Raw genomic sequence first — 25,158 nt, 5'->3', positions numbered from 1 at the left:
AATGGACCGTGTAAAATGAATAATGAGCAGTGAGGTCGGGCGAGGTCTCAAGCCTTATCCATTATCCAGTGTTCATTTTACATTACCCATTATCAATTATTCATTAATCAACCATGATATCTAAATCATCATTTCGCTATATGCCGCTGTTGACCCTGTTGTTGCTGGGTTCGTGCAGCCAGGATTTTCTGATTGAAACCAATCCAAACGCAATTGCAACCTCTGACTATTATAAGACAGAAAATGATGTATTACTGGCGCTGAATGGGGCTTATAATGCCCTTCGCGACAACAGTGGTATCGCAGAGGGCAGTGGACTATATTCCGAGGAACGCTCCGATAATACGGGCCGAAACGATAACCAGTCGAATGCCGGGGAGCCGTTTCAGTTTAATGCCTTCGCCCTGCTGCCAAGTAACTCGTATCTGCAAACGCACTGGACTTCGCTATATCAGATCATTACCCGAGCCAATTACGTGCTGGCCGGTTCGGAAAAAGTAACCTATGCGAAGACCGACACAAAAGCGCAATATCAGGCTGAAGCCAAATTTATCCGGGCACTCATTTACTTTCAACTAGTTCGGAAATGGGGCGATGTACCGCTGGTGACCAAGCCGTTAACCACGGTCGATGAGGTGACGGCCAATACATTCCGGGAGAAGAAAGAGAAAGTATACGCTCAGATCGTGGCCGACCTGACGGATGTAGTCAACAGTTCACTGCCCGACGTTCGGGTTGCTGCTGATAAAGGTCGGGTGTCGAAAGTGGCCGGAAATGCACTGCTCGGGCAGGTATACCTGACCATGGCAACTACGCTGGATCAGGCGAATCGGGCTACGAATCTGGCGCAGGCAAAAACATACCTGACCTACGCCTATAGCAAGCGGACATTCGGTACGCTGAAGGAAATTCCGTATACCGACGTGTTCGATGTAACCAAAAAAACGACCAATCCCGAAGCCATATTCCAGATTGTTTACAAACAGGGCGATATCAACTATTCGTCGAGCATTGCCGCCAACAACCAGGCGCAGGGCGAAACCATCAACTCGCTGAAAACGACCACGGGTGTAGGCGGCAACGTAACACCTGATTTGGTAAAAGACTATGAGGACGGCGATGTTCGGAAAGATTACTCGATCAAGTACGCCAACGCAGCCGTCGTAAAAGACTATTTCATTACCAAGTTTCGGGATGCCAGCTCGGCGGCCGGAACGAGTGGCTATGGTGGTAACGACTGGCTGCTGATTCGGTATGCCGATGTCATTCTGATGCTGGCTGAGGTGAATATGTACCTGGGCGATGAGGCAACGGCCATTGGCTTTCTGGATCAGGTACGCGAACGGGCAAAACTGCCACTCTACAATGTGGCTAAAACAAATCCGGCCTATAGTGCTAAATACCCTACGCTGAAGCTGGCTATCCTGCACGAACGACGGGTTGAACTTGCCTTCGAAAACCAACGCTGGTTCGATCTGTTGCGGTTCTTTACGCCTGACGAGCTGGTTACTTATTTCAAGTCGAAAAGTCAGGCTGATTTTGGCGCGGCCCAACTGTCGAATTTCGGCACGAAAGATTATTACTACCCAATTCCGTTCAACGAGTATAAGCTGAACCCGAGCGGTATGTATCAGAATCTGGGTTACTAGATCAATTTTTCATAAACCGCGAAGGCGCAAGGACACGAAGAATAAGTTTCTGGCTTATACCCTTCGCGTCTTTGCGCCTTCGCGGTTTATGAAATGCTAGTTCAAAGAGCTAGTTAGCTCATTTCAACAAAATAGATGAGCAGAAAAGTAATCAGCAAAAAGGCCAGAATGCCTAGTATAAAAAGAGATTGCCGGTTTCTTGAATAACGTATATATCGGCTATTGCCAGCCAGTAGATTCATAAGCTCATTGATCCAGTGTTCAAGCATGGCAAATACATAAATGTCTGTCTAGTATTGACTGACTTGCCGAACAGAGTCACTGATTTTCAGATTATCAAATTGTTATAGTTAATGTATATGGTTTGCCCGTTACCTATAATTCGACCATTCTTTCGGATCTACGGTTCTTTTTTAAAACGGATTGGTTTGTGCCGGAAATGAAGATTGGCAAACTGGATAAAATGGCGCCAGTCGTAGGCAGTTAGGTTGTGTTCGCCTTCGCGATTATGATAGCCAATCGGGGAGTTGATAATCGGATGATTGATGGCCGGGGGACGAGCGGGCAGGTGAGACGTTAAGCCATATAAAGCATACACGCTCTCGGCCTGTTTTAAAGCCAGGAAAGTACCCGTTGGATCTGCCCACAGATCCTTCGACGCATTAGTTGCATAAAGCGGTCGTGGGGCTACGGCAGCCAGCAGCATATGCTGATCGAGGGGTAAGGCATCTTCGTTGTTGTTGAATTTTTTGTAGTTGTTTGTAAACCAGTGGGGGAAGGTCGTGTTGATTCGGCTAATCGTTTCGCCAAAACGTCTGTGCGATAAAGCGGCTCCCGTATTTCCTGAACAGTTCGTTATACACATAGCGAATCGAGGGTCTTCGGCAGCCGCCCATAAAGACGCTTTCCCGCCCCGCGAATGCCCCACAAGTGCTACTCTTTTGGTGTCGATGGTGGCATCTTTTTCCAGATAATCCAACACACGACTGGCGCCCCAGGCCCAGGCTCCTATAGCCTTCATACCGTTATTGGCCGTCAATTGGTCAGGATAAAGCTGTAGTACCCCATTTACGTACCGAACGCTATCGTCGGGGGCCAGGTCGCTGACGTGGAAAGCGGCAATAGCATAACCGCTATCAATCACCATTTCGGCTGGCCAGAAGTCACTTTTGTGGGCTCGGGTAGGATCGGTATTATCTTTGCCCCGGTTGTTGATCAACAAAAAAGCCGGAACGGGCTTTTTCGGCTGATTCGGTACGAAAAGAACGAGGTTTATTTTTACTGACTTTGCGTGGTTGACAACCTCAATGAGTACCTCGTTCAGGGTAGCTTTTCCTCCCATAGCGTTGGCATCTTCATGGGTTACCGAGTACGTAAGCCGATCATAAGACCTGGGCATTTGTCCATACACATTCTCTTCAAAAAGCCGGATGATTTCAGGGCGTCGCTGCTTTTCCCAGGTTGTTTTGTTACGAACAGGTCGATTGGCCGTTGTGTTGAGCAGCGCCGGTAAGACATAGGTCGGAACCTTGGCTTCGTTATAGTTTACCTGTTCCGTAGGTTGCGCCTGAAGCCTTGTCCCTATAGCAAGCAAAAGAAAAATCAGGTAAACCAACTTATAAACTGTGCGATGCGGCTCCATCGGGAAATAGACTGTTGAGTTGTATCGGAAATGGGATAGAGAGATTCCTCAGACGAATCGATAGAATAAGCCGCAAGCCTTATAGAATTACTTGCCGATCAATACGAGTAGAGAGGTAGATCATGGAGATAGCCAGGCTATTCCCATGATCTACCAGCGACCTCTATAAACCCGTACTGATGTGGGCGTAGAGGTTGTTGAGCTGGTTGAGATTGGGTCCCCGCGTTGCTACCATCAGTTAGGTTTACAACCGGACTGGATGAACTACTTACTGTTTTGTTACCGCCGGGTGTCAGCACACCGATACAGGATCAGAACCTACTCCCGAGACGGGGCAACGGGTCACTGTATTGTTGAAACCGACGCTGGAGCCAATAAGGACTGTAATCGTACTTGATTCATTTGCCTTTCCTACTTCCAGCCGCAAAGCTGGCATCAGGAAGGCAGACAAGAAAACTGCCTGGAGTTACGAACTAAACCGCATGATTCGCTCATTGTATTGATCTAGTAAGGCATCGTCCGGCGCGCCAGCCTGCTGTAGTTCGAAGCGTAGAAAATCAACTCGATCGGCTCCTTCTACCATCCCTTCAAATTTTAACTCCTGTTCCACCCACTCCGATGTTTTGTGAAGTTGGGCAGCCTGCCTCAGCACAGCCTTTACGATCTGCGAGGTCCGGTCTACATCTTGAGTTGTCAGTAGTAAAATGCGTATATTGGTCAGATAATCGCCATACGTTAGCTGTTGGGTGGGCAGTTCGGCCAGTGCCCATTCCAGAGCCAGACCTCGAATGAATTCATTGTAGGGCGATCTTTCCAGATCATTAAAGCCAATACGTTGATCCATAACGTAATGAATAAGCTACGGCTATATACGTTGCCGGGGTTATAACGAAGCGGTCACTAAGGCCAAAGAAGCCACGTTGATTGACTCTAAAAAATACTTCAGGCACAGATGCGCACTCGGGTAAGCCGAATGTCTGGTCGATTAAACTGCTGTTGCATTTGGGTGAAAACCTGATCAATCGCTTCGTCGGGATCAGCAGCGGTGATCGATAGATCGCCATTTATAAAGAGACTATGGTTTCGCTCATCCAAAACATCGAATACGATACGAATTACCTGTTTTTTTGCTGCCATTGTATAGAGTAATTAGAAGATTTGGAAAATCCACGCCAACTACCTGGGGTACATAGGTAGAGTCCATCAAAGCGACGGGAGCTTTGCCGCATGGATCTCTAGCAAAAATACAGCGACTATGTCATAGTTGTATTATATATAGCAAAATAAAAATAGGAAGTCGTTTCTAGTTGAAATCGTGTAGCACCCCTACTGACTAGCCAACCTCCTACCGAACAGGAAGCCTGCAATGAGTTGTATCAAAGATTTACTTTTTGGGTTGCTAAAGAGTAGTAAAAAGGCCTAAACGCAAAATTCCCCTGTAAATGGTTAATTTACAGGGGAATCAATGAAGTGTGCACTTTGCTTTTTGTAGCCCGACCAGGATTCGAACCTAGACAAACAGAACCAAAATCTGTCGTACTACCCTTATACTATCGGGCTATTTTGCATTTGCGAGTGCAAAGATAACGGATTGTGGGTGTTAAAAACAAATTATGGTCTAAAAAAAGTAGCCCTTTTGTGTAAAAAAACGCTTGGGCATTGATTTACAGTTGGCTAGCATTTCTTAAATGCCTGCTACAGGTATAGCTGGGCTGATCTTTTTAACCAGGCCCTGAAGAACCTTACCAGGACCGCACTCAAAAAATTCAGTAGCGCCATCTGCCACCATCCGTTCAACAGACTGGGTCCAGCGAACTGGCGACGTGAGTTGCGCAATCAGGTTGGCTTTGATTTGAGCCGGGTCAGTGACCGCCTGGGCATTTACATTCTGATAAACTGGGCAACGGGGCGTATTGAAGGTCATCCGTTCGACGGCTTCGGCAAATTCGGTACGGGCGGGTTCCATAAACGGAGAGTGGAAGGCTCCACTTACCGCCAGCGGAACGACACGCTTGGCTCCGGCTGCCTTTAGCCGCTCTTCGGCTAGTTGAATACCCGCTACGCTACCCGAAATCACAACCTGACCGGGACAGTTATAGTTGGCTGGTACCACAATTTCTTCGGTGATCTCAGCGCATACGCTTTCGATGACTGCATCGGTCAGACCCAATACTGCGGCCATCGTTGAAGGCGTCAGATCGCAGGCTCGCTGCATGGCCGTAGCACGTACCGATGCCAGGCTTAATCCATCGGCAAACGACAGAACACCAGCTGCCGTAAGCGCCGATAGTTCGCCCAGGGAGTGACCCGCTACCATGTCAGGAGCGAATGAATCGGTTGTCAGGGCCAGTACTACACCGTGTGCAAAAACAGCGGGCTGGGTATAAATGGTTTGTTTGAGTTCTTCGTCGGAACCTTCAAACATAATGCCGGTGAGGTTATAACCAAGCACCTCATTGGCCTGATCGAACAATTGGCGGGCCGCTTCGGAAGCCTGGTAGAGATCCTGTCCCATACCCCGAAACTGAGAGCCCTGACCGGGAAAAACGTATGCTTTCATTGTAAAGAGCGAAAGAATGATAGAATAAAATCGAACGACACAGTCTGCCCTGCACCGTAACGAAAGAGCGCAAAAATAGAGCGATATTTAGCGTTGTTCAAAATACCGCCACGTTTGCTGGTTGTTTGGGCAGAAATGTGCCAACTTATCTAACAACTAACCACAACGTAGTGTTGAGCAGGTCAGTCGTTGATTTCGACTAATTTATATCAGCTGTAAATAAACTATAAAACCGTTTAGAAAGGGGCTTTAACTTGTTTCCATCGGGTTTGTGGCTTAGTTTTGATGCGCCATTCAAACCGGCTTTTTTTCAATTGTTTACCACTAAATTTTTCGTGTCGTTCATCCTATGGCTTGGGTAACACAAACGCTATCCAGCTCCCTCGGTCGAAAGGTTATCATGTCGCTGACGGGACTGTTTCTAAGTTCATTTCTGATTGTACATATGGCTGGAAATCTCCAGTTGTTTAAAGGCGATGGCGGTCGGGCTTTCAATGAGTACACCTACTTCATGACCCACAACCCGCTTATTATCACCATCTCCTACCTCCTCTACACGTCGATTCTGGTTCATGCGCTGATGGCTTTTGTGCTGACGCGTCATAATCAGGCGTCTCGCCCCATTAAATATGCCTATAGCAAGCCCGAAGCAAACAGCGCCTGGGCTTCGCGGAATATGGGTATTCTGGGGACCATTTTGCTGCTCTTCATTGTTATTCACATGCGGACATTCTGGTACGAAATGCATTTCGGATCAGTGCCTATGGCTGAGTATGATGGAAAGGAGTATAAGGATTTGTATGCTGTAGTGCAGGTCGCTTTTGGTGAGTTATGGTACGTTGTTCTGTACGTCATCTGTATGGTAGCTATTGGCTATCACCTGTGGCATGGTTTCCAGAGCGGGTTCCAGACTCTGGGTGTCCGGCATAAGAAGTATACCCCAGTCATTGAATTTCTGGGCAAGTACTTTTTTGCCATCATCATTCCGGCGGCTTTCGCAGCCATGCCGATTTACGTGTATTTACAGGTTCACAATATTATTTGAATGACTGAATGATTGACTGATTGGATTGGTGAATAGGCGAAAACTACACGCTGTCTCTGTCAATTCAATCAGTCAATTATTCAATCATTCGATCATTCAAAATTTGACGAATGAAACTGGAATCTAAAATCCCCGAAGGCCCTTTAGCCGAGAAATGGGCACGGCATAAGTTTTCGCTGAAGCTGGTTAACCCGGCTAACAAGCGTAAATACGATATTATTGTCGTTGGTACAGGTCTGGCGGGAGCATCAGCTGCCGCTTCGTTGGCTGAACTGGGATATAATGTAAAAGCGTTTTGCTATCAGGATAGTCCTCGTCGGGCACACTCAATTGCCGCTCAGGGAGGGATTAACGCTGCTAAAAACTATCAAAACGACGGCGACAGTGTTTTCCGGTTGTTCTATGATACCATCAAAGGGGGCGATTACCGCGCTCGCGAAGGGAACGTACACCGGCTGGCTGAAGTGAGTGTTAATATCATTGACCAATGCGTGGCTCAGGGCGTACCGTTTGCGCGTGAATATGGCGGAACCCTGGCTAACCGTTCCTTTGGGGGCGCTCAGGTATCCCGGACGTTCTATGCACGGGGGCAGACGGGCCAGCAACTGCTGCTAGGGGCCTATTCGGCGCTGAGCCGTCAGGTTTCTAACGGGAAAGTAAAACTCTATACCCGTACCGAAATGCTTGACCTCGTTGTGGAAGGGGGTAAGGCACGGGGTATTGTCGTTCGTAACCTGGTTACCGGCAAAATTGAATCGCACTCAGGGCACGCCGTTCTGCTTTGTACGGGTGGTTATGGTAATGTATTCTACCTGTCGACCAATGCGATGGGTTGTAATGTAACAGCCGCCTGGCGGGCACACAAGAAAGGGGCTCTGTTTGGTAATCCCTGCTTTACGCAAATTCACCCTACCTGTATTCCCGTATCGGGTCACTACCAGTCGAAGCTCACACTGATGTCCGAATCGCTTCGGAACGATGGGCGTGTATGGGTACCAAAAACCGTTGAAGACGCTGAGAAGATTCGGAAAGGGCAATTGAAGCCTACTGACCTGCCTGAAGATAAACGCGACTACTTCCTGGAGCGTCGCTACCCATCGTTCGGTAACCTCGTACCACGCGACGTTGCCTCCCGAAACGCGAAAAATATGTGCGACGAAGGCCGTGGCGTGTCGAAAACGGGATTGGCTGTTTATCTGGATTTTGCCGACGCTATCAAACGGGACGGGCATAAAACCATCGAAGCCAAGTACGGTAACCTCTTTGAGATGTACGAAAAAATCACCGGTGAGAACCCTTACGAAACACCGATGATGATTTATCCGGCTGTTCACTACACCATGGGCGGCTTGTGGGTCGATTATAACCTGATGACGACCATCCCCGGCTTATATGCATTGGGTGAAGCCAATTTCTCCGACCACGGTGCTAACCGGCTAGGTGCTTCGGCGCTGATGCAGGGGCTGGCCGACGGGTATTTCGTGATTCCGTATACTATCGGTGATTATTTGGCTACGATTGGCCCGACCGATAAAATTCCCGTGGACGCTCCGGCTTTTAAAGAGGCTGAAAAGAAAATCCAGGACCAAATTCAGAAGTTCCTGTCAATCAAAGGCAGTCGTCCGGTCGACGATCTGCATAAAGAACTCGGTCATATCATGTGGGAATACTGCGGTATGGCTCGTACGGCTGAAGGACTGAAAATTGCCAAAGAGAAAATTCAGGCGCTTCGGAAAGAGTTCTGGACAAATGCCAAAGTACTGGGCGATGCCGATGAAATGAACCAGGCGCTCGAACAGGCTGGCCGTGTCGCCGACTTTATCGAACTGGGCGAGCTGATGGTGGATGATGCCTTGAATCGGAATGAATCCTGCGGTGGGCACTTCCGTGAGGAGTACCAAACTCCTGATGGCGAAGCCCTCCGCGACGACGAAAACTTTGCCTACGTGGCTGCCTGGGAGTATCAGGGTGAAGGTAAGCCTGAAATTCTGAATAAAGAGCCACTGGTATTCGAAAACGTAAAACTGACACAGCGGAGTTATAAATAAATGCTGGGTTCATGGTATCCGGTTTACAGCGGTGAAAAACAAACGCTATGGTAAACCGGATACCGTAAACCGAAAACCCATCGACAATGAAAATCACACTCAAAGTCTGGAGACAAAAAAATAGTAATACACCCGGTAAACTAGTCGAATATCAACTGGATAACGTGTCGGAAGATATGTCGTTCCTGGAGATGTTCGACGTACTGAACGACTCGCTGACCCGCAAAGGTGAAGAGCCTGTAGCGTTCGATCACGATTGTCGGGAGGGTATCTGTGGGACCTGTTCTATGTACATCAATGGACGGCCACACGGTCCACAAACGGGTGCAACTACCTGCCAGTTGCACATGCGCTCGTTCAACGACGGCGACACCATTGTAGTAGAACCCTGGCGGGCGCGGGCCTTTCCGGTCATTAAAGACCTGATGGTTGACCGGCTTGCTTTTGACCGGATCATTCAGGCGGGTGGATACGTTTCCGTCAATACGGGATCAGCGCCGGATGCCAACGAAATCCTGATTCCACGTAGCATTGCCGACGAAGCTATGGATGCGGCTGCCTGTATCGGTTGTGGCGCTTGCGTAGCAGCTTGTAAAAATGCTTCGGCTATGCTGTTTGTGTCGGCGAAAGTGTCGCAGCTGGCCATTTTACCACAAGGTAAGGCTGAGCACAAAGAGCGGGCCGAACGGATGGTTGCTCAAATGGACGCCGAAGGATTTGGGGCCTGTTCGTTTACGGGTGCCTGTTCCGTTGAGTGTCCGAAGTCCATTTCGCTCGACCACATTGCCCGGCTGAATCGTGAATATCTGGGAGCTAAACTAACCTCTGATAACGTTCAGGGCTAATTTGTTTATCGGTACCGATAAATCCGGTGCTTTCTCAATGAGGAAGGGCCGGATTTTTTTTAAGTTGTCTTTTTTCGTAAAAGTGAACGAAGCGATGAGGCATATATAAAAAGCCGCTGTTTTGTTGCTTATTCTTTGAAAGAATACATGTCAAGTGATCTTTTTAACCGCCGGGATGTACTGGCTTACTTTATTGTTGCTGCTATTGGTGCTTCGTTACAGTTAATTGCCGGTAGTTTATTGCAGGAGTGGTTTCAAATTAGTTACCGGGAGGCTTTGCTTATTGGGTATGTTGTCGCGTTTTTCGTGGGTTTTCTGCTAACCAAATTGTTTGCTTTTAATGCCCGAAATTCGGCCCAGACCAATCGGGAGGCCATTAAGTTTACACTTGTTTCGATTCTTTCCTGCCTGATTACGGTGTATGTTGCCTCTTTTCTATATGATTTTTCGGTCAATAATTTTGAGCCATTCACCGTACTAATTCCTTTTTCGGTAAAAGAGGTAAATGTGAATAAACTCGTGGCTCAGATTATCGGTATGGGGTTGAGCTTTATTAGCAATTATGTGTTACACAAGCAGTTTACGTTTCGTAACACGGGCTTTTATGAACGCCTGAAAAGCTTGCTGAATCTGTAAAACAATCGCACAGTGTTCGACAAAATAAGTATGCTCCCGATGGGATCAACTGTTTATGGAAAGTCATAATAGCCATAAACAGTTAACCCCATCGGGGGCATACTTATTTTGCAAAGCAATTTACGCAGCTGCTCCTTCTTTGAGTCGTTCGGCGTTTTCGGCAATGCGGAGTTGCTCGATGAAATCGCCAATGTCGCCGTCCATAACCGATGGGAGATTATAAACCGTCATACCAATGCGGTGGTCCGTAACGCGGCTCTGAGGGTAGTTGTAGGTGCGAATCTTATCAGAGCGGTCGCCACTACCCACCATCGTTTTCCGTTGCGAGGCAATGGCTTCATTATGTTTCTGCAATTCGATCTCGTAAAGTCGCGACCGCAATACCGTCAGGGCTTTGTCGAAGTTCTTTAACTGAGAGCGCTCATCCTGGCATTGGACAACCAGTCCGGTAGGAATGTGCGTAAGTCGAACGGCTGAATACGTCGTGTTTACCGATTGCCCACCCGCTCCCGACGAACAGAAGGTATCCTTACGGATGTCGTTCATATTGAGTTCCACATCGACCTCTTCGGCTTCGGGCAATACGGCTACACTAGCCGCTGAAGTATGAATGCGTCCCTGTGTTTCCGTGGCGGGTACGCGCTGAACCCGGTGAACACCCGATTCGAACTTAAGCTTTCCATACACATCTTCCCCTTCGATTTCGGTCACAATTTCTTTGTAGCCACCCGACGTGCCTTCTGTGTAATCGACCAACGACATGCGCCAGCCCATTTTTTCGCAGAAGCGCTGATACATCCGGAACAGGTCACCCGCGAAGATAGCGGCTTCATCGCCACCAGTACCACCCCGAATTTCGAGAATGACGTTTTTGCTGTCGTTGGGGTCTTTCGGAATCAGCATCTCTTTGAGCGTTTCCTCCATTGTTTCCCGGCGGGGGAGGAGCTCGTCCAGTTCAGCTTTCGCCAATTCACGGAAATCTTCGTCCTTTTCGGTGGAGATGATCTGTTTGGCGTTCTCTATTTCTTCGAGCAGTTGCGTGTACGCCTTATACTGCACAACAATTTTCTCTAAATCTTTATATTCTTTGCTCAGCTTCATGAAGCGTTTCTGGTCCGAAACTACTTCGGGCTGCACAATTTGCTGAGATACTTCATCGAAGCGTTCACGAATGGCTTCTAGCTGTTCGAGCATAGTATATACCTTTACTTGCCATCCAGTGAGAATGACAACGAATAAGACAAATGAATAAAAAACAAAGTTACAAAAATCCTGTGGTCTGGCATTCCGGCAGTTGGGCTTATTTTGGCGGTATGCAACCAAGCAGAGTAGAGGTATGTTGTCCTAAAACAATGACAAAATAATGCTTAAGTACGTTCTAACCATGTTTCGTATCGTCGTCTTATCGGGTTTATCAATCAGTTTTTTATTGTCCTGTAATCCTGAACGAGTACAGTATACCAATGAATTGAAGCAGGAAATGGCTGATTCGAAAATTAAACGGGTTACGGATGCCGACCTGATCGAAACCATTGATAATCTGGGCGGCAAAGTAAGCGCAACCATACAAAAAGAGTTGACTACAGCGCTTCAGAGAACAACAGACCCAGCCGAACGAACCAGGCTGTGTCAATTACAAGACCTGCCCCGAACCAAAGCTATTGCGGATCGGTATGTGCTGGACATCCGTTTGCTGGGGCCAGCTGATATTCAGGATAAAGACATCAGTGCGAAAGAGCGCGAGATTCTGTCGGCTTATTTCTATAATGCCAAACAGAAACTGGCTCCTGTTTCAAATATTCAGAAAACGTCGGATACGTCATTTGTGTATAATCTGGCCGTGCCTGCCGATAGCCCCATCTGCGAGGCCTGTTTTGGCAAGCAGGACGTACCGTTTGCGGTCTGGCATATTGGTTTTCAGAAGCGCGAAGTAGTCCGGCGAATGGGTGCCTCAAAAAAGTAAATCACCGCAAAACGCCACTGGCAGGTTGACCATTGGCCCACTGGAGGAGCTGTTGAGCTGTCTCAAACGGATTATCTTCATCCATTTCTAGTGAATAAATACTTTCTGGGTCGCGTTGAGCCAGTGCGTGTGTATAGGCCTTGTCATAATAAGCCAGCGTTAAATCGGCAACGGTTGCGTAATCCTGTCGGATAAGGGCCTCGAGGGCGTCCTGAGTGGCTTTGCCTCCCAGCCGTTTTTTAATTCGCTCGGTTGCCTGTACCAACAGATTATGATCAATGCCCGTATATTCAGTGACCAGTCGATGAATACGTCTGTCTTTCGGAACATCGACAAAAACGGTAGTAGCCTGCTGCATCTGCTGCCAGAGCAGTAACGGGATAAAACAACTGCCTAGACTGCGGCTTTCATCTTCTAACCAGATACGGCGAGATACATCTAACGTTTTCAGCTGCCTGAAAATGAGGTTTTCGAATTGCTCATTACTCGGTTGAGGGTGCTGCCCAATAGCGCCATACGATGAGCCTTTGTGATTGGCCAGTGCTTCCAGGTCAACGATTTGTTCACCCTGCCGGGCTAGTTCTTTCAAAATATCCGTTTTGCCACTGCCTGTTTTACCACCCAGAATAATCAAATTGAGCGGCTGACCAAACGCCGACAGCACGGCATTTCGGTAAGCTTTATAGCCACCCACGAGCGTCGATGTCCTGATACCAGCCGTATCGAGTAACCAGGCAAACGAACCGCTTCGCATACCACCCCGCCAGCAATGGACCAGTACTTCTTTATTGGTAGGGGTTAGTTTTTTAGACTGTATAACGAAATCAGCCAGCTTTGGCCCTACCATTGTAAGTCCCAATAATACGGCGGCATCTTTTCCGGCATGCTTGTATTTAGTGCCCACCTGTGCCCGTTCGTCGTTATCGAACAAAGGAATACTGAATGCTCCTGGAATGTGAGCATGTTCGTACTCGGCGGGTGAGCGAACATCAATAACCGGAAGCTGTTGCGCTTTCTCTAAAAACTCGTCAACGGAAAGTTGATGAACCATGACCGGGATTGAGTTGATTTTTGGATTAAAGCTGATTTTGACTTTTGATCTGCGAAAGCAAAACAAAATCCTGTCAATCCCAAAATCAGCTAAATCCCAGTTCAGAAGAAAGACAGCGACGATACATCTGGATCGTATTTTCAAGGCCGTAATACAGGGCGTCGCAGATCAGCGCATGACCAATCGAAACTTCCAGTAGTCCAGGAATGTGCTCGTCGAAATAACGGAGGTTTTCCAGGCTTAAATCGTGCCCCGCATTTAGGCCCAGCCCCAGTTCATTGGCTCGTTGAGCGGCTTTAACAAAAGGAGCAATGGCCACTTCCTGATTTTCGGCATAGTGGGCTGCATACGGTTCGGTATACAATTCAATTCGGTCTGTACCAACGGCTTTCGCTCCTTCGACCATCCGCTCGTCAGCATCCACAAAAATGGAGACACGAATGTTATCTTCCTTAAAGATGGCGATTAAGTGGCGAAGGAGGTCGGCATAACGGACCGTATCCCAACCCGCATTCGACGTAATGGCATCAGGCGCGTCGGGCACAAGCGTTACCTGATGGGGTTTTACCCGTTTAACCAACTCGATAAAGCGGTCGTCGGGATTCCCTTCGATGTTAAACTCGGTCGTCACCACCTCTTTCAGATCCAGCACATCCTGATACCGGATATGCCGTTCGTCGGGGCGAGGGTGTACGGTAATGCCCTGGGCGCCAAAACGTTCGCAGTCGAGAGCAACCTGAACTAAATCGGGGTTGTTGCCTCCACGGGCATTCCGCAGGGTGGCTATTTTGTTAATATTGACGGATAAGCGAGTCATATTTAGTAAAGAGCGAAAGAGTGAATGAGCGAAAGAGCGAAATCGGTCTGCCGAAGCGGAGCGAAATACGAATTACAAATTTGTAACTTTGCCAATCAAGTGAAGGTTCAGATCTGCATGTTCGCTCTTTCACTCATTCACTCTTTCGCTCTTTAATTATGTCGCTGAAACAACAAATTGACGCCGATATTAAGCAGGCCATGCTGGCCAAAGATCAGGATAAACTTCGTGCTTTACGGGCCGTAAAGTCAATGATTCTGCTCGAAGAAACCAAAGAAGGCCAAACCGGCGGTCTTAAACCCGAAGAAGAAACCCGCATTTTAACGAAGGCCGTAAAACAGCGTAAAGATTCGGCCGATATTTACCGGCAGCAAAATCGCGCTGATCTACTGGCTGTTGAAGAAGCTGAAATTGCGGTTATCGAGCATTATCTGCCCAAACAATTGTCGGAAGACGAATTGAAAGAAAAGCTTAAGGCGATTATGACTCGCATCGGCGCATCGGCTCCGTCGGATATGGGTAAAGTGATGGGTGTAGCTACAAAAGAGCTTGCCGGTCTGGCTGATGGGAAGGCCATTTCGGCCATGGTGAAGCAACTACTTTCTTAAAGAGCGAAAGAGCGAGAGAGTGAATGAGCGAATTAATCGCGCAGACTTTTTCGCTCTTTCGCCATTCACTCTTTCGCTCTTTGAATAGCCTCGACTTATTCATGTTTATTCCCCTCGCCTGGGGGGCTTTTAACGGGTACCGCAAAGGGTTGCTGGTCGAAATCGTGGCCATCATAGCCTTTGTGGTCGCTATGATTGTTGGGCTTAAATTTCTGGCTTTTGGTATCGACCTGCTGAGTCCGTACATCAGCCGCGAACTAGCCCGGAAAGTATTGCCATTACTGGGCTTCTCCATAATATTCTTTCCAACTGTATTGATGGTCAATCAGTTGGGTCTGGCGCTTCGTCGTTCACTGAAATACACCTTACTCGGCACATTCGACAGTGTAGCTGGAGCAACCGTAGGGCTTTTTACCTGGGTGTTTGGAATTAGTGTTATCCTTTGGTTGTTCAGCTATATGAACGTCGTCATACCTCCACGTTATACCGAAAACGCCTTTCTATATCCCTATGTACGGCCCATTGCGCCCAAAGTGATGGACAAAGCCGCTGTCTGGGTTCCCAAAGGTCTGGATGCCGGGAAAAAATGGCGAGCTGAAAACATAAAGAGTGAAAGAGCGAAAGAGTGAAAGAGTGGTTATTCTGCTCCGCTCTTTCACTCTTTCGCTCTTTCACTCTTTGAAAAATGCAGGACATCCGCAAACTAACAACGATTCAACTTAAGGACTGGCTGACACAACACGGTGAGCAGGGATTTCGGGCCAAACAGATTCAGGAATGGCTCTGGAAGAAATCGGTATTGTCGTTTGACCAAATGACAAACCTGTCGCTACCGATGCGGGAATTGCTAAAGACCCACTTCGAAATCCGACCGCTTATGGTTGATCAGGAGCAACGCAGCAGCGATGGGACAATTAAATCGTCGTTTCGGCTGTTCGATGGCAATCTGGTTGAGGGTGTACTGATTCCGGCGCTTCGCAACGATGACGTGGACCGGATGACGGCCTGCGTGTCGAGCCAGGTAGGATGTTCGCTGACGTGTAAGTTCTGCGCAACGGGTTATATGGATCGCAAACGTAATCTGGATGCGGCCGAAATCTACGACCAGGTGGTAGCGATTGACCGACAGGCTAAAGAGAACTATGATGTTCCACTTTCAAACATCGTGTATATGGGTATGGGCGAGCCGTTGCTCAACTACAAAAACGTACTGGAATCGGTTGATCGCATTACGTCGCCCGATGGCTTAGGCATGTCGCCCAAACGGATTACGGTATCGACGGCGGGGATTGCCAAAATGATTCGGCAACTGGGCGATGATGCGGTAAAGTTCAATCTGGCGCTCTCATTACACGCGGCCAATGATCAGAAGCGCGACCAGATTATGCCCATCAATGAAAGCAACACGTTACAGGCTTTGGGCGACGCATTAAGTTATTTCTACAAAAAGACGGGCACGCGTATCACCTTCGAGTACATTCTCTTCTATAACTTCAACGATACCCTTCAGGATGCAACCGAGCTTTGGAAGTTCACGAAACGAGTGCCTGCCAAAGTGAACATCATTGAATATAACCCGATTGCCGAAGCTAATTTCAAAAATACAGATCCCCAAACGCTGGACAAGTTTGCGGGTTTTCTGGATGGTAAAGGGGTAACGGTGAACGTTCGCCGAAGCCGGGGTAAAGATATCGATGCTGCCTGCGGCCAATTGGCCGGCAAAAAGTAGCGACAGGCGACCTGGTCTCTACTTAACAATTTGTTAACACTGCTCTGAACAGTTTGACGTACTTTTGTGGCAATCATTGGCTTACGGACCCACTGTTAGCCTACTTACTGAAGATACTTCACTTATGTTTGGATTAGAAACGGATGTTTTTATCCTCCTTTTTATCAGCTTATTTGCTGCTTGTGCCTTCGAATTTGTCAATGGTTTCCACGATACTGCCAACGCCGTTGCTACGGTTATTTACACCAATTCTCTAAAACCGACCGTTGCGGTAGTATGGTCCGGGATTTGCAATTTCACGGGTGTGTTGCTGGGCGGTATTGGTGTGGCGATGGGGATTGTTAACCTGTTGCCCGTCGAACTGCTGGTCGATCAGAATGTGTACCATAGTGTAGCTATGGTACTGGCGCTGCTGCTGAGTGCCATTATCTGGAACCTTGGAACCTGGTATTTTGGTATTCCCAGTTCCAGTTCGCATACGTTGATTGGTTCAATTCTGGGTGTTGGCTTAGCGTTTTCTACGCTCCCTGAAAATAAAACCGGCGCTGCCGTCAACTGGGATAAAGCTATTGAAACGGGCGAAGCACTACTGCTTTCTCCATTACTCGGTTTCAGCCTGGCCATTGTGCTGATGTTCGTTTTGCGTCGATCCGTATCGCAGGATGTTAAAGATCAGCTTTTTAAAGAACCAAAGAAAAATACCGAACCACCATCCTGGATTCGGGGTGTCCTTATTCTGACGTGTTCGCTGGTGAGTTTCTTTCATGGCAGCAACGATGGACAAAAAGGTGTAGGCTTGATTATGCTGATTCTGATTGGCATCGTACCCTACCATTTTGCCATAAAATCGGAGCTTGATCCACGGCTGATGCAAACCAATATCACGGGCATTGAACAGACAATTGCTACCCTGGACTCCAGCCAGCTTTCGCCCGCCAACCGTGAACGACTGGTTGAAACCCGGTCGGAATTGGCTGAGCTTAGCAAGTTGATCAATGGACCGCTGGTCGAGAATAAGGTCCCAAACGAAAAGCGACTGGACGTACGGAAAGACTTGTTGCTGATCAACAGCAATATGAAAAAGATTACGGCCGATGAAGGCGCTAATGTGAGTTCGGCCCAGATGGCGGTATTGAACAAGAGTTTGGGCGAGGAAAGTGGCTTGCGTCGATTTACAGACTATGCGCCTTTCTGGGTTATTCTGATGATTGCCTTGTCGCTGGGTTTAGGGACGATGATCGGCTGGCGCCGAATTGTGGTGACGGTGGGCGAAAAGATCGGTAAACAACACCTGACCTATGCACAGGGAGCTTCGGCCGAATTAGTGGCCGCCAGTATGATCGGGTTTGCTTCCTGGCTGAAACTGCCAGTTAGTACCACCCACGTTTTGTCGTCGGGAATTGCCGGGAGCATGGTGGCCAGCAAAGGGGTTAAAAATTTACAGGCCGATACCATTCGGAATATTGCCCTGGCGTGGGTGCTGACGCTACCTGTGTCGGTTCTGCTGTCTTTTTCATTATATATTTTCTTCCGCTGGTTGCTGTAACTGTAACGAGGGCAGAAGCCAGCGAATTAAAAGAACTACTAGTCTTTAACTCGCTGGCTTCCGCCCTCGTTACAGTTCTTTAATCGCGACGTTGCGGAAGCGGTGAGCGGCACCGGGTTTCCAGGAGCCCGCCATGTTGAACGCTTCAGCGGCTACCGAATACACCGCCGACCAGTGCGATTGCAGACCAATCATGCCTGTTGTAGCGTCGGCAATAAAATCATTTTTGGGCTCGGTCACATCCCACATAAGCTCATCATTGACCCACAATCGAATGCGGGGAATGGCGCCCTCCATTCGAATACGAAACGAGTTCCAGTTCCCTGCTTTCCAGACGTTACGAATGTTGGTGGCCTGAGCCCCCTTGCTGACGTTCATGCGTTCGCCCAACAGATCGCCCAGTCCGCCGGGGGTCGCCAGTTCAACCTGATAGGCCATGCCGCTTTCCGTTGACCGTAGGAAGATACCGCCATTGCAGAACGAATCAATTTTGGCTTCCAGATACAGTTCGTAGTTGCCGTATTTCTTGTCGGTCAGCAAGATGCCACCCTGACCATATGGATATTGTTTGAGGGTGATAACCCCATTTTCCACGTAAAAATTACCCGTAGTCCCCTGGTGAGATGTACGGCTGGTATGCCACCCTTTCAAATCTTTCCCATTGAAAATAGGGGTAAATCTTGGCGGTATTTTCCCAATCTGGGCGTGCGCCAGACAAGCGACCAATGATAGGCAGAGAATGAGTGTTATTGTTTGCAAGCGCATGATTAACGTGAGATTATTGCTTTGCTTCCATTACTACCCGGAAACCAACATCCCATCCGTTACCAGGCCCGGCAGCGTGGGTCATGTAGGTTGCATTTTTTACATCACCGACAAATGAGGCCCCTTTCAGAACGTGTTGCGTACCCGAACGCGTAGGGGTTGGATCAGCAAAGGTTTTTTCATTATAGTAGTCCTGTACCCATTCCCAAACGTTGCCCAGTGTATCGTATAAGCCCCAGGCGTTGGGTGTTTTCTGGCCTACTTTGGCCGTTGTTGGCGAACCCATCTGCGCTGATGCCCAGATCGTTTTCCAGGGGATGTCGTCATCGGCACCAGCACGGGCGGCATATTCCCATTCGAATTCGGTGGGTAATCGATAGTGATGCTCTTTGTCGAGCGCGTTTAGTTTGGCGAGAAATTTTTGGGTATCCTGCCAGCTAACCTGTTCTACCGGATGCTGATCGGCATCGTCTGTGACGCGATCGCCCTGGAATGTGGATGGATTCGTTCCCATAACACGCTTCCACTGTCCCTGCGTTACTTCAAATTTGCCGATGTAGAACGGCTTAGATATCTTGACGTCAAATCCTGGCCGGGCGTCCTGATTAACTAGATTTTCGGCAAGCTGATAGTCTACCTTCGTCCACTGAACCCCGTTCTTCTTAGCCGCTTCCTCCGATTGGGATGGTTTGGGATAAGGCGGCTGAAATCGACCAACGACCATGCTCCCCGGTTGGATACGCACAAACTCCATGCCGATAGTATTGGTAAAGATAGTGGGTTGAGCGGCCAGCCGAGCCACAAGGCCAATAAGAATACCGCTGATAATGAGTGTCTTCATGATGGTCCGTGACGATGGTTATTTCGTTTCGGGTTTGCTCCAATTTGTCCGCTCGGCCCGGCCTAACTTAAATATTTCCAACTCCTGCTGGGTCATACCTCCGGCAATGACGGGTGTTGTAGCTCGTACCTCAGCCACTTCTTTGGGTGTTACCACAGAGGCTTTATTCCCCAGTTCGCCACTATTCCGAATATAACTCAGCACCGATGCGATCCATTTGTCGTCGTTGCTACCCATCGATGGCATTATATCTCGGTAGGTCTTGCCATCCAGTGGCCCTTTCATGCCATTGAGCAATAATTGGATAACCAGCGTTTTGTCGCCTTTTACCCGTGGTGAACCAACTAATGGAGGAGCTGGCATCTGCGAACTTCCGGCTACTACGATGCCTTTGCCGTCGGGACCATGACAGGTGGCACACAATTGCTTAAAAATAGTAGCGCCATTTGTGACCAGTGCCCGGTCGGCGGGGCTTAAGTTGCGAGTACGCTCCTGTTCGGCCAGAAGCATTTTCTGTGCTTCTGTAAAGGTTTTGTACGAGAACTGCATCAGTTCGTTCTGCGGGTTATCAGCCAGAAGTTGGGTCACCACGGCCTTTGTACGAGGAGTCGAATGGCTCCGAAGCGATAGAGCCAGTTGGATACGAACGTCGGGGCTTGGGTCATTGGTCATGGCGGCCAGTTTCTCAATCACCTCCGGATCTTTCTTCTTCAGATAAACTTCACTGATCCAGACGGCTGCTTTACGAACCTGCGCGTCGGTATCCGTCAATGCTTTGAACAGCGTAGGCTTGTCGACGGCTTCGAGTCCTTCTAGAGTCCAGAGAGCGTGGATGCGGGCGAGGGCGCTGGGGTCTTTGGCTAAGGAGGCTTTCTGCCCAGTGGCGATTTGTTGCAGCGTTGGCACAACCGATTGATCATTTCTGACGACCAGAAGCTGTTGGGCGTTATCGCGCCACCAACCGTTTGGATGATCCAGATAGGTTACCAGTTTACTACTTGGCTCATTGAGTAGGGAAGGCTTTTGGGAGTCGCGTTTGAAGTCGTCATGTACAATACGATAAATTCGACCCATACCCCGGTTTTTATACAAGCCTTTGTCCTGAATAACTTTACCCAGATACGAACCCGGTTTGGTCCACTCGCTTTCCTGAATGATACCATGATACATATCCACTATGTAGAAGCAGCCATCGGGTCCCGTATAGGTGTTTATGGGGCGGAAATTCATATCGGCCGATGCCAGCCAGTCTTTCTGTTTATAGGCGTCCTCGATATAGATTTTTCCGTTTCGGTTAATAACTTTCCCTCGTTTGATGATCCGGCCGACAGGTTCCGGGATGAAGTAATCGCCCTGCATATCGGCGGGCAGTCGGTCGCCCCGAAAAATGGACTGTCCACAACCGGCGGTGTATTTGTTCAGGGTGTTGTCTTCCTTTCGAAGGGCTTCCCGGCCGCCCTGGGCATCAACATTTCCAATAATAGGCCAGGGTTTGGTGAAATCTTCGGTATACTGATCGACGAAGTTCAATGCGCCATAAGCCGGGTTTTGCTGAATCTGTACAGCTGGTAGGCCCGGCCCGGCTTCAGAGTAAAACAGGCGACCGTAATTGTCTGTCGTCATACCCCACTGGCCAATCATGTTATCGACCAGCGTATCGGCAATGAGTTTCCCTGCTTTGTACTTGTACCGGAGGTTGTCGCGGGTGGGGTAAATCCAGTTGTCGAGATTCCAGATCAGGCCACCATTCTGATGCTCCAGATTCCGGGAGTCGATGACGTCGTTTCGGAAAACGATTTTTTTCTCGTCGGCTTTCCCATCTCCATTCGTATCCCGATAACTCCAGATGTGCTGAATATTGGTAATACCGACCAGCAATTGATCGCCTACGGGCAGAATGGTACGGGGTAAAACAAGACTGTCGATAAAAATGGTCGACTTATCCATTTTGCCATCACCGTCCGTGTCTTCCAACCGTTTGATCCGACTGGTTGGTGCATACTCACCGGTGGCATTGGCATCTTTCATGTAGGTGTTCATTTCAGCCACATACAGGCGTCCATTACCATCCCAGGCTATCGCTACGGGTTCCTGAACCATAGGTTCACTGGCAACCAGTTCGACATGAAATCCGGGCGGTAACTGAATTTTGGCCATACTCGCTTCGGGCGATAGCGGTTCAATAGGTGGATTGGTATCCAGCACAACTCGGGTGAAATCGCTTTTAGATGTGGTTGTAGAGGTTTTATTACAACCAAACGCTAGAGCAATCAGCGAAGCAAAAAGAGTTGGTGATAGGAACGATTTCATAGTTAGGTAAGGGTAACGCGCATTACCGCGTTGCGTTAGCGTTGTTCCTGCGCCCATTCTGGGGCATCCTGTTCAATGGCATGACGGACTCGGGCCACCAGATCATCGACGGTATCTTCCGGGCTGTAGGGAAGGGGCGGTTTGAACTGGACAGTCAACAGGGTATTTCGTTTTTTAAAACGCAGCCCCTTCTTGTCGAATGCCCGGCGAAAACCATTGATAACAACGGGTATTACGATAGGCTCATTGTTTTTAATCAGGTGACCAGTGCCTTTGCGAATGGGTGCGTAAGGTGTTGTGGTTCCCTGCGGAAAACTAACCACCCAGCCGTGAGCCAGCGCCTTCGCAATTTTATCATTGGCGGAGGTATCTACGCTCCGTTGTACTTCGCGCCCTTCGGCCCGCCAGGAACGTTCGATGGTTAAGGCGCCAATGGCTGAAAAAACGCGAGGAACAAAGCCCTTCTTCATCGTTTCAGAAGCCGCTACGTAGTACTGACGCGCCCTGGGGCCGAACAAATACATAGGCGGAACAATAGTGTTCTGAAACCCCCATTTCACGGCGCAGAAAATATGAAAGAACGCGATGACATCAGCGAAGTAAGTCTGATGATTGGAAAGAAACAGGACGTTGTTGATGGGCAGATTCTCCAGGTTTTCGGTGCCTTCGATCTGAATGCGGTTCACTACAGTATAGCGGGCATAAGTTAACCAGCCCACAATACAGATAAGTATTCGCCTGAGCAGGAGCGAGCTACCGAACGGATCGCAGTCAAACAGCCCAAGAATATCCAACGGCATCAGAAACTTCGGCAGGTAGCTGAATTTGGTTGGCTTGATGTAGTTCATTTCGGTAATAGGGTCAATAGGTAAGGGTAAAGTTAAAAGGACGCTGCAATGTTTTCAAGAAAAAATACAACACCTTGATTCGCAGCATGCCACTACCGTAACAAATCGTCAAAATCGCTGCGTGTAAATTTTTTTTTCATCGGATTAATCCTTTTGTATTCACGGCTCTCTAATCCATGAAAGCACTTAAAAAACAACACTGCCTATAGCCGACGCTTTACACAATCAACTTCAGGTTTACCCGTTTTTCATTTTCAATTTTTTCCCTTCAGAACCATGAAACGAATTGTGCTTGCCGGTGCCATTGCCCTCTTAACCCTTGTTGTTGTCCCTGCTTCTTTTGCTCAGGTTCAGGTCGGAATTCGGGGCGGTGCTAACTGGGGGTTTGCTTCTAAACCCGATTTTATGGGTAGCTTACTGCCCGACTTATACCCCACCGTTGGCCCTACTGGTGCTATCTTCCTGGATATTCCACTCAGTGACCGCGTATCGTTCCGACCCGAGTTTGCCTATGTTCAGAAAGGGGTGGCCATCAAAGAAGGTATGGATTTGAATCTGGGTGGCTTTAACCTGCCGATTGGGGCAACCATCGCCTATCAGTCGCAACATCTGGAGATTCCGCTGCTGGCAAAAATCAACCTGACCGATGGCGCGGTTCAGCCCTACCTGATTGTTGGTCCTTCGGTAAGTTACGCTGTTGACGGGCGAATTCGCACACGGGCTTCTGCCTTATTTACGACCCAGCCATACGATATCGATGTTAATTATGGCAGTACACTCAGCCGCTGGGACGTTGGCGCCGTGGGTGGCCTAGGTCTGGCGATGGATGCGGGTCCCGGAAAGTTCTTCTTCGAAGGCCGCTACACACAAGGATTTACCCGTCAGATACAGATTCCCGTTGTCAATCTCAATGTACGTAACCGTGGAGTCGCGGTTTCGCTCGGATACTCATTTCCGATTGGTTATTAACCAGTCCACCATTCACCATCCCACCCACTATACGAATTTGTTGAATCAACCTGAATCAGTAAAGGCGGAGCTAATCAGCTTCGCCTTTCTTATTTTGGTGGAATATCTGATTAAAATCAGGCAATTTTCGATTCGCTAAGTAGGATTGCCTGCTAAGATTGTGTTAATTTTACTGTCTATTTTTTCACTGAGCCGCTCGCACGGCTATTGTTGTTCAGGCGACACCTTATTTATGGCAAGATTCACAGATTTTGTTCGTTCAAACGCAACCGAACCGCACCGTATTCGTACCCGACAAATTCTTAAAGCGCATCCTGAAATCAAACAGTTAATCGGTCAGAAAAACCCTACTACGTTCTGGGTTATTCTGGGCTGTGTAACTATGATGGTAGGCATGGCCTGGCTGGTACGTGATCAGTCGTGGTGGATTGTTGTGGCGGCTGCCTGGTTTATTGGTGCGTTTCCAGCGCATACCTTATTCGTTTGTATTCACGAAGCGGCCCACAATTTAATTTTCCGCAAGCCAGGAGCCAATGCCTGGGCGGCTATTTTGGCGAACCTGCCAACGGTATTACCAACGGCTTTGTCGTTCAAAAATTTTCACATTAAACACCATGCCTTTCAGGGCGTACACGAACTTGATGCCGATCTGCCCGATTGGTACGAAGCCAAACTCATCAACAATTACTCCATTGGTAAAGCTCTTTGGCTGCTTTTCTTTCCGATTTTCCAGGCCATTCGTACGCTTCGGATGCACGAACTCGCGGTGATCGATAAATGGGTAGCGGCTAATATTGTCGTACAGGTAGCGTTCGATGCTGTAATTGTCTTCTTCTTTGGCTGGAAAGCACTGGCCTTTCTGCTGCTTTGTTTGTTCTTCTCAGTCGGCCTGCACCCACTGGGTGCTCGCTGGATTCAGGAGCATTACCTGACGCTCGATCCTGAGCAGGAAACGTACAGCTATTACGGTCAGTTGAACGGCTTGAACCTGAACGTTGGCTTCCATAACGAGCACCACGATTTTCCGTCTATCCCCTGGAATAAACTGCCTGACATCAAAAAGTCGGCTCCTGAGTATTACGATACGCTGAAATACCATACGTCATACGTTCGGTTATTCTTCCGGTTCCTGTTCGATCAGGAGATTTCGCTTTACTCCCGGATTGTGCGTAAGGAACGCGGTCGTGTTACGGTTGCCGACCAATCGAAACCGGATTTGGAACTGATCGAGTCACAAGCCTTGAATCGACCCACTAAAACGGCTGCTTGATCGTAGCGCCTGTTTT

The 25,158-nt window shown here is 48.5% G+C and carries 24 protein-coding genes and 1 tRNA gene; 12 read left to right on the top strand and 13 right to left on the bottom strand.

Going from position 1 to position 25,158, the window contains the following annotated elements; translation table 11 throughout:
- Positions 1 to 113 precede the first annotated feature (113 nt).
- A complete protein-coding gene (locus B5M13_RS29685) occupies positions 114 to 1,649 on the top strand; it encodes a RagB/SusD family nutrient uptake outer membrane protein (RefSeq protein ID WP_080059107.1) in 1,536 nt (511 codons plus the stop codon).
- Positions 1,650 to 1,762: 113 nt separating this feature from the next.
- On the opposite strand, the gene B5M13_RS33765 is transcribed toward B5M13_RS29685, so the two are convergent.
- The 6 genes from B5M13_RS33765 to fabD form a co-directional block, all read right to left on the bottom strand.
- Positions 1,763 to 1,918 carry a hypothetical protein gene (locus B5M13_RS33765; RefSeq protein ID WP_170061216.1) on the bottom strand — a complete coding sequence of 52 codons (156 nt, stop codon included), beginning with the start codon at positions 1,916 to 1,918 and terminating at the stop codon, positions 1,763 to 1,765.
- Between the two features lie 131 nt (positions 1,919 to 2,049).
- Positions 2,050 to 3,291, bottom strand: a complete 1,242-nt coding sequence (locus B5M13_RS29680) for an alpha/beta fold hydrolase (RefSeq protein ID WP_080059106.1) — start codon at positions 3,289 to 3,291, stop codon at positions 2,050 to 2,052.
- Between the two features lie 466 nt (positions 3,292 to 3,757).
- On the bottom strand, positions 3,758 to 4,135 hold the full coding sequence (locus B5M13_RS29675; RefSeq protein ID WP_080059105.1) for a hypothetical protein: 378 nt from the start codon (positions 4,133 to 4,135) through the stop codon (positions 3,758 to 3,760).
- A gap of 98 nt (positions 4,136 to 4,233) precedes the next feature.
- Positions 4,234 to 4,428, bottom strand: a complete 195-nt coding sequence (locus tag B5M13_RS29670) for a hypothetical protein (RefSeq protein ID WP_080059104.1) — start codon at positions 4,426 to 4,428, stop codon at positions 4,234 to 4,236.
- A gap of 352 nt (positions 4,429 to 4,780) precedes the next feature.
- Positions 4,781 to 4,851, bottom strand: a tRNA-Gln gene (locus tag B5M13_RS29665).
- A gap of 124 nt (positions 4,852 to 4,975) precedes the next feature.
- Entirely contained in the window at positions 4,976 to 5,851 is an 876-nt protein-coding gene (fabD, locus tag B5M13_RS29660; RefSeq protein WP_080059103.1) for an ACP S-malonyltransferase, read from the bottom strand.
- A 349-nt stretch (positions 5,852 to 6,200) separates the two neighbouring features.
- Here fabD and B5M13_RS29655 point away from each other — a divergent pair, with 349 nt between their 5' ends.
- The 4 genes from B5M13_RS29655 to B5M13_RS29640 all read left to right on the top strand — a co-directional run bounded on the left by B5M13_RS29655 (position 6,201) and on the right by B5M13_RS29640 (position 10,425).
- Positions 6,201 to 6,896 (top strand): succinate dehydrogenase cytochrome b subunit, encoded by a 696-nt coding sequence (locus B5M13_RS29655; RefSeq protein WP_080059102.1) that lies wholly within the window; start codon positions 6,201 to 6,203, stop codon positions 6,894 to 6,896.
- A gap of 110 nt (positions 6,897 to 7,006) precedes the next feature.
- Positions 7,007 to 8,944, top strand: coding sequence for a fumarate reductase/succinate dehydrogenase flavoprotein subunit (locus B5M13_RS29650; RefSeq protein WP_080059101.1), 1,938 nt, complete (start codon positions 7,007 to 7,009; stop codon positions 8,942 to 8,944).
- 86 nt (positions 8,945 to 9,030) lie between these two features.
- A complete protein-coding gene (locus B5M13_RS29645) occupies positions 9,031 to 9,789 on the top strand; it encodes a succinate dehydrogenase/fumarate reductase iron-sulfur subunit (RefSeq protein WP_080059100.1) in 759 nt (252 codons plus the stop codon).
- A gap of 147 nt (positions 9,790 to 9,936) precedes the next feature.
- On the top strand, positions 9,937 to 10,425 hold the full coding sequence (locus B5M13_RS29640) for a GtrA family protein (protein WP_080059099.1): 489 nt from the start codon (positions 9,937 to 9,939) through the stop codon (positions 10,423 to 10,425).
- Between the two features lie 120 nt (positions 10,426 to 10,545).
- Here B5M13_RS29640 and prfA read toward each other — a convergent pair whose 3' ends face one another.
- Positions 10,546 to 11,619, bottom strand: a complete 1,074-nt coding sequence (gene prfA, locus B5M13_RS29635) for a peptide chain release factor 1 (protein WP_080059098.1) — start codon at positions 11,617 to 11,619, stop codon at positions 10,546 to 10,548.
- A 190-nt stretch (positions 11,620 to 11,809) separates the two neighbouring features.
- Between prfA and B5M13_RS29630 the strand changes: the two genes are divergently transcribed.
- Positions 11,810 to 12,388 carry a hypothetical protein gene (locus B5M13_RS29630; protein ID WP_170061215.1) on the top strand — a complete coding sequence of 193 codons (579 nt, stop codon included), beginning with the start codon at positions 11,810 to 11,812 and terminating at the stop codon, positions 12,386 to 12,388.
- 1 nt (position 12,389) lies between these two features.
- Here the strand turns inward: B5M13_RS29630 and mnmH are convergent, their stop codons facing one another.
- Both mnmH and B5M13_RS29620 read right to left on the bottom strand, forming a co-directional pair.
- Complete coding sequence (gene mnmH / locus B5M13_RS29625) at positions 12,390 to 13,439, bottom strand: tRNA 2-selenouridine(34) synthase MnmH (RefSeq protein ID WP_080059096.1); 1,050 nt, start codon at positions 13,437 to 13,439, stop codon at positions 12,390 to 12,392.
- Between the two features lie 85 nt (positions 13,440 to 13,524).
- Positions 13,525 to 14,256, bottom strand: coding sequence for a pyridoxine 5'-phosphate synthase (locus tag B5M13_RS29620; protein ID WP_080059095.1), 732 nt, complete (start codon positions 14,254 to 14,256; stop codon positions 13,525 to 13,527).
- Between the two features lie 158 nt (positions 14,257 to 14,414).
- On the opposite strand from B5M13_RS29620, the gene B5M13_RS29615 reads away from it, so the two are divergent.
- From B5M13_RS29615 to B5M13_RS29600, 4 genes are all read left to right on the top strand, one after another.
- Positions 14,415 to 14,864, top strand: coding sequence for a GatB/YqeY domain-containing protein (locus tag B5M13_RS29615; protein WP_080059094.1), 450 nt, complete (start codon positions 14,415 to 14,417; stop codon positions 14,862 to 14,864).
- 101 nt (positions 14,865 to 14,965) lie between these two features.
- On the top strand, positions 14,966 to 15,493 hold the full coding sequence (locus B5M13_RS29610) for a CvpA family protein (RefSeq protein WP_080059093.1): 528 nt from the start codon (positions 14,966 to 14,968) through the stop codon (positions 15,491 to 15,493).
- 56 nt (positions 15,494 to 15,549) lie between these two features.
- A complete protein-coding gene (gene rlmN, locus B5M13_RS29605) occupies positions 15,550 to 16,593 on the top strand; it encodes a 23S rRNA (adenine(2503)-C(2))-methyltransferase RlmN (protein WP_080059092.1) in 1,044 nt (347 codons plus the stop codon).
- Between the two features lie 124 nt (positions 16,594 to 16,717).
- Entirely contained in the window at positions 16,718 to 18,139 is a 1,422-nt protein-coding gene (locus tag B5M13_RS29600) for an inorganic phosphate transporter (RefSeq protein WP_080059091.1), read from the top strand.
- Positions 18,140 to 18,208: 69 nt separating this feature from the next.
- Here B5M13_RS29600 and B5M13_RS29595 read toward each other — a convergent pair whose 3' ends face one another.
- The 4 genes from B5M13_RS29595 to B5M13_RS29580 are packed head-to-tail and all read right to left on the bottom strand — an operon-like array spanning position 18,209 to position 22,903.
- The gene (locus tag B5M13_RS29595) at positions 18,209 to 18,904 is read right to left on the bottom strand and encodes a 3-keto-disaccharide hydrolase (protein WP_080059090.1); all 696 of its coding nucleotides are present in this window, start codon (positions 18,902 to 18,904) and stop codon (positions 18,209 to 18,211) included.
- A 13-nt stretch (positions 18,905 to 18,917) separates the two neighbouring features.
- Complete coding sequence (locus B5M13_RS29590; protein ID WP_080059089.1) at positions 18,918 to 19,745, bottom strand: formylglycine-generating enzyme family protein; 828 nt, start codon at positions 19,743 to 19,745, stop codon at positions 18,918 to 18,920.
- Between the two features lie 18 nt (positions 19,746 to 19,763).
- On the bottom strand, positions 19,764 to 22,055 hold the full coding sequence (locus tag B5M13_RS29585) for a DUF7133 domain-containing protein (RefSeq protein ID WP_080060130.1): 2,292 nt from the start codon (positions 22,053 to 22,055) through the stop codon (positions 19,764 to 19,766).
- A 35-nt stretch (positions 22,056 to 22,090) separates the two neighbouring features.
- Complete coding sequence (locus B5M13_RS29580; RefSeq protein WP_080059088.1) at positions 22,091 to 22,903, bottom strand: lysophospholipid acyltransferase family protein; 813 nt, start codon at positions 22,901 to 22,903, stop codon at positions 22,091 to 22,093.
- A 276-nt stretch (positions 22,904 to 23,179) separates the two neighbouring features.
- On the opposite strand from B5M13_RS29580, the gene B5M13_RS29575 reads away from it, so the two are divergent.
- Both B5M13_RS29575 and B5M13_RS29570 read left to right on the top strand, forming a co-directional pair.
- Positions 23,180 to 23,872, top strand: coding sequence for a porin family protein (locus B5M13_RS29575; RefSeq protein WP_080059087.1), 693 nt, complete (start codon positions 23,180 to 23,182; stop codon positions 23,870 to 23,872).
- A 232-nt stretch (positions 23,873 to 24,104) separates the two neighbouring features.
- A complete protein-coding gene (locus B5M13_RS29570; RefSeq protein ID WP_080060129.1) occupies positions 24,105 to 25,142 on the top strand; it encodes a fatty acid desaturase in 1,038 nt (345 codons plus the stop codon).
- Positions 25,143 to 25,158 lie beyond the last annotated feature (16 nt).

The organism is Spirosoma aerolatum, from assembly GCF_002056795.1.
In the GTDB taxonomy this organism is placed as follows: domain Bacteria; phylum Bacteroidota; class Bacteroidia; order Cytophagales; family Spirosomataceae; genus Spirosoma; species Spirosoma aerolatum.
Note: the sequence above shows the minus strand (reverse complement) of the source record. Positions and strands in the feature narration are given on the sequence as shown.

Coding starts and splice junctions, on each gene's coding strand:
- B5M13_RS29655 (WP_080059102.1), top strand. CDS start 6,201: ATGGCTTGGGTAACACAAACGCTATCCAGCTCCCTCGGTCGAAAGGTT.
- B5M13_RS29650 (WP_080059101.1), top strand. CDS start 7,007: ATGAAACTGGAATCTAAAATCCCCGAAGGCCCTTTAGCCGAGAAATGG.
- B5M13_RS29680 (WP_080059106.1), bottom strand. CDS start 3,291: ATGGAGCCGCATCGCACAGTTTATAAGTTGGTTTACCTGATTTTTCTT.
- B5M13_RS29645 (WP_080059100.1), top strand. CDS start 9,031: ATGAAAATCACACTCAAAGTCTGGAGACAAAAAAATAGTAATACACCC.
- fabD (WP_080059103.1), bottom strand. CDS start 5,851: ATGAAAGCATACGTTTTTCCCGGTCAGGGCTCTCAGTTTCGGGGTATG.
- B5M13_RS29630 (WP_170061215.1), top strand. CDS start 11,810: ATGTTTCGTATCGTCGTCTTATCGGGTTTATCAATCAGTTTTTTATTG.
- B5M13_RS29670 (WP_080059104.1), bottom strand. CDS start 4,428: ATGGCAGCAAAAAAACAGGTAATTCGTATCGTATTCGATGTTTTGGAT.
- B5M13_RS29595 (WP_080059090.1), bottom strand. CDS start 18,904: ATGCGCTTGCAAACAATAACACTCATTCTCTGCCTATCATTGGTCGCT.
- B5M13_RS29570 (WP_080060129.1), top strand. CDS start 24,105: ATGGCAAGATTCACAGATTTTGTTCGTTCAAACGCAACCGAACCGCAC.
- B5M13_RS29675 (WP_080059105.1), bottom strand. CDS start 4,135: ATGGATCAACGTATTGGCTTTAATGATCTGGAAAGATCGCCCTACAAT.
- B5M13_RS29615 (WP_080059094.1), top strand. CDS start 14,415: ATGTCGCTGAAACAACAAATTGACGCCGATATTAAGCAGGCCATGCTG.
- B5M13_RS29575 (WP_080059087.1), top strand. CDS start 23,180: ATGAAACGAATTGTGCTTGCCGGTGCCATTGCCCTCTTAACCCTTGTT.
- B5M13_RS29590 (WP_080059089.1), bottom strand. CDS start 19,745: ATGAAGACACTCATTATCAGCGGTATTCTTATTGGCCTTGTGGCTCGG.
- B5M13_RS29685 (WP_080059107.1), top strand. CDS start 114: ATGATATCTAAATCATCATTTCGCTATATGCCGCTGTTGACCCTGTTG.
- rlmN (WP_080059092.1), top strand. CDS start 15,550: ATGCAGGACATCCGCAAACTAACAACGATTCAACTTAAGGACTGGCTG.
- B5M13_RS29600 (WP_080059091.1), top strand. CDS start 16,718: ATGTTTGGATTAGAAACGGATGTTTTTATCCTCCTTTTTATCAGCTTA.
- B5M13_RS29585 (WP_080060130.1), bottom strand. CDS start 22,055: ATGAAATCGTTCCTATCACCAACTCTTTTTGCTTCGCTGATTGCTCTA.
- B5M13_RS29610 (WP_080059093.1), top strand. CDS start 14,966: ATGTTTATTCCCCTCGCCTGGGGGGCTTTTAACGGGTACCGCAAAGGG.
- mnmH (WP_080059096.1), bottom strand. CDS start 13,439: ATGGTTCATCAACTTTCCGTTGACGAGTTTTTAGAGAAAGCGCAACAG.
- B5M13_RS29640 (WP_080059099.1), top strand. CDS start 9,937: ATGTCAAGTGATCTTTTTAACCGCCGGGATGTACTGGCTTACTTTATT.
- B5M13_RS29620 (WP_080059095.1), bottom strand. CDS start 14,256: ATGACTCGCTTATCCGTCAATATTAACAAAATAGCCACCCTGCGGAAT.
- prfA (WP_080059098.1), bottom strand. CDS start 11,619: ATGCTCGAACAGCTAGAAGCCATTCGTGAACGCTTCGATGAAGTATCT.
- B5M13_RS29580 (WP_080059088.1), bottom strand. CDS start 22,903: ATGAACTACATCAAGCCAACCAAATTCAGCTACCTGCCGAAGTTTCTG.
- B5M13_RS33765 (WP_170061216.1), bottom strand. CDS start 1,918: ATGCTTGAACACTGGATCAATGAGCTTATGAATCTACTGGCTGGCAAT.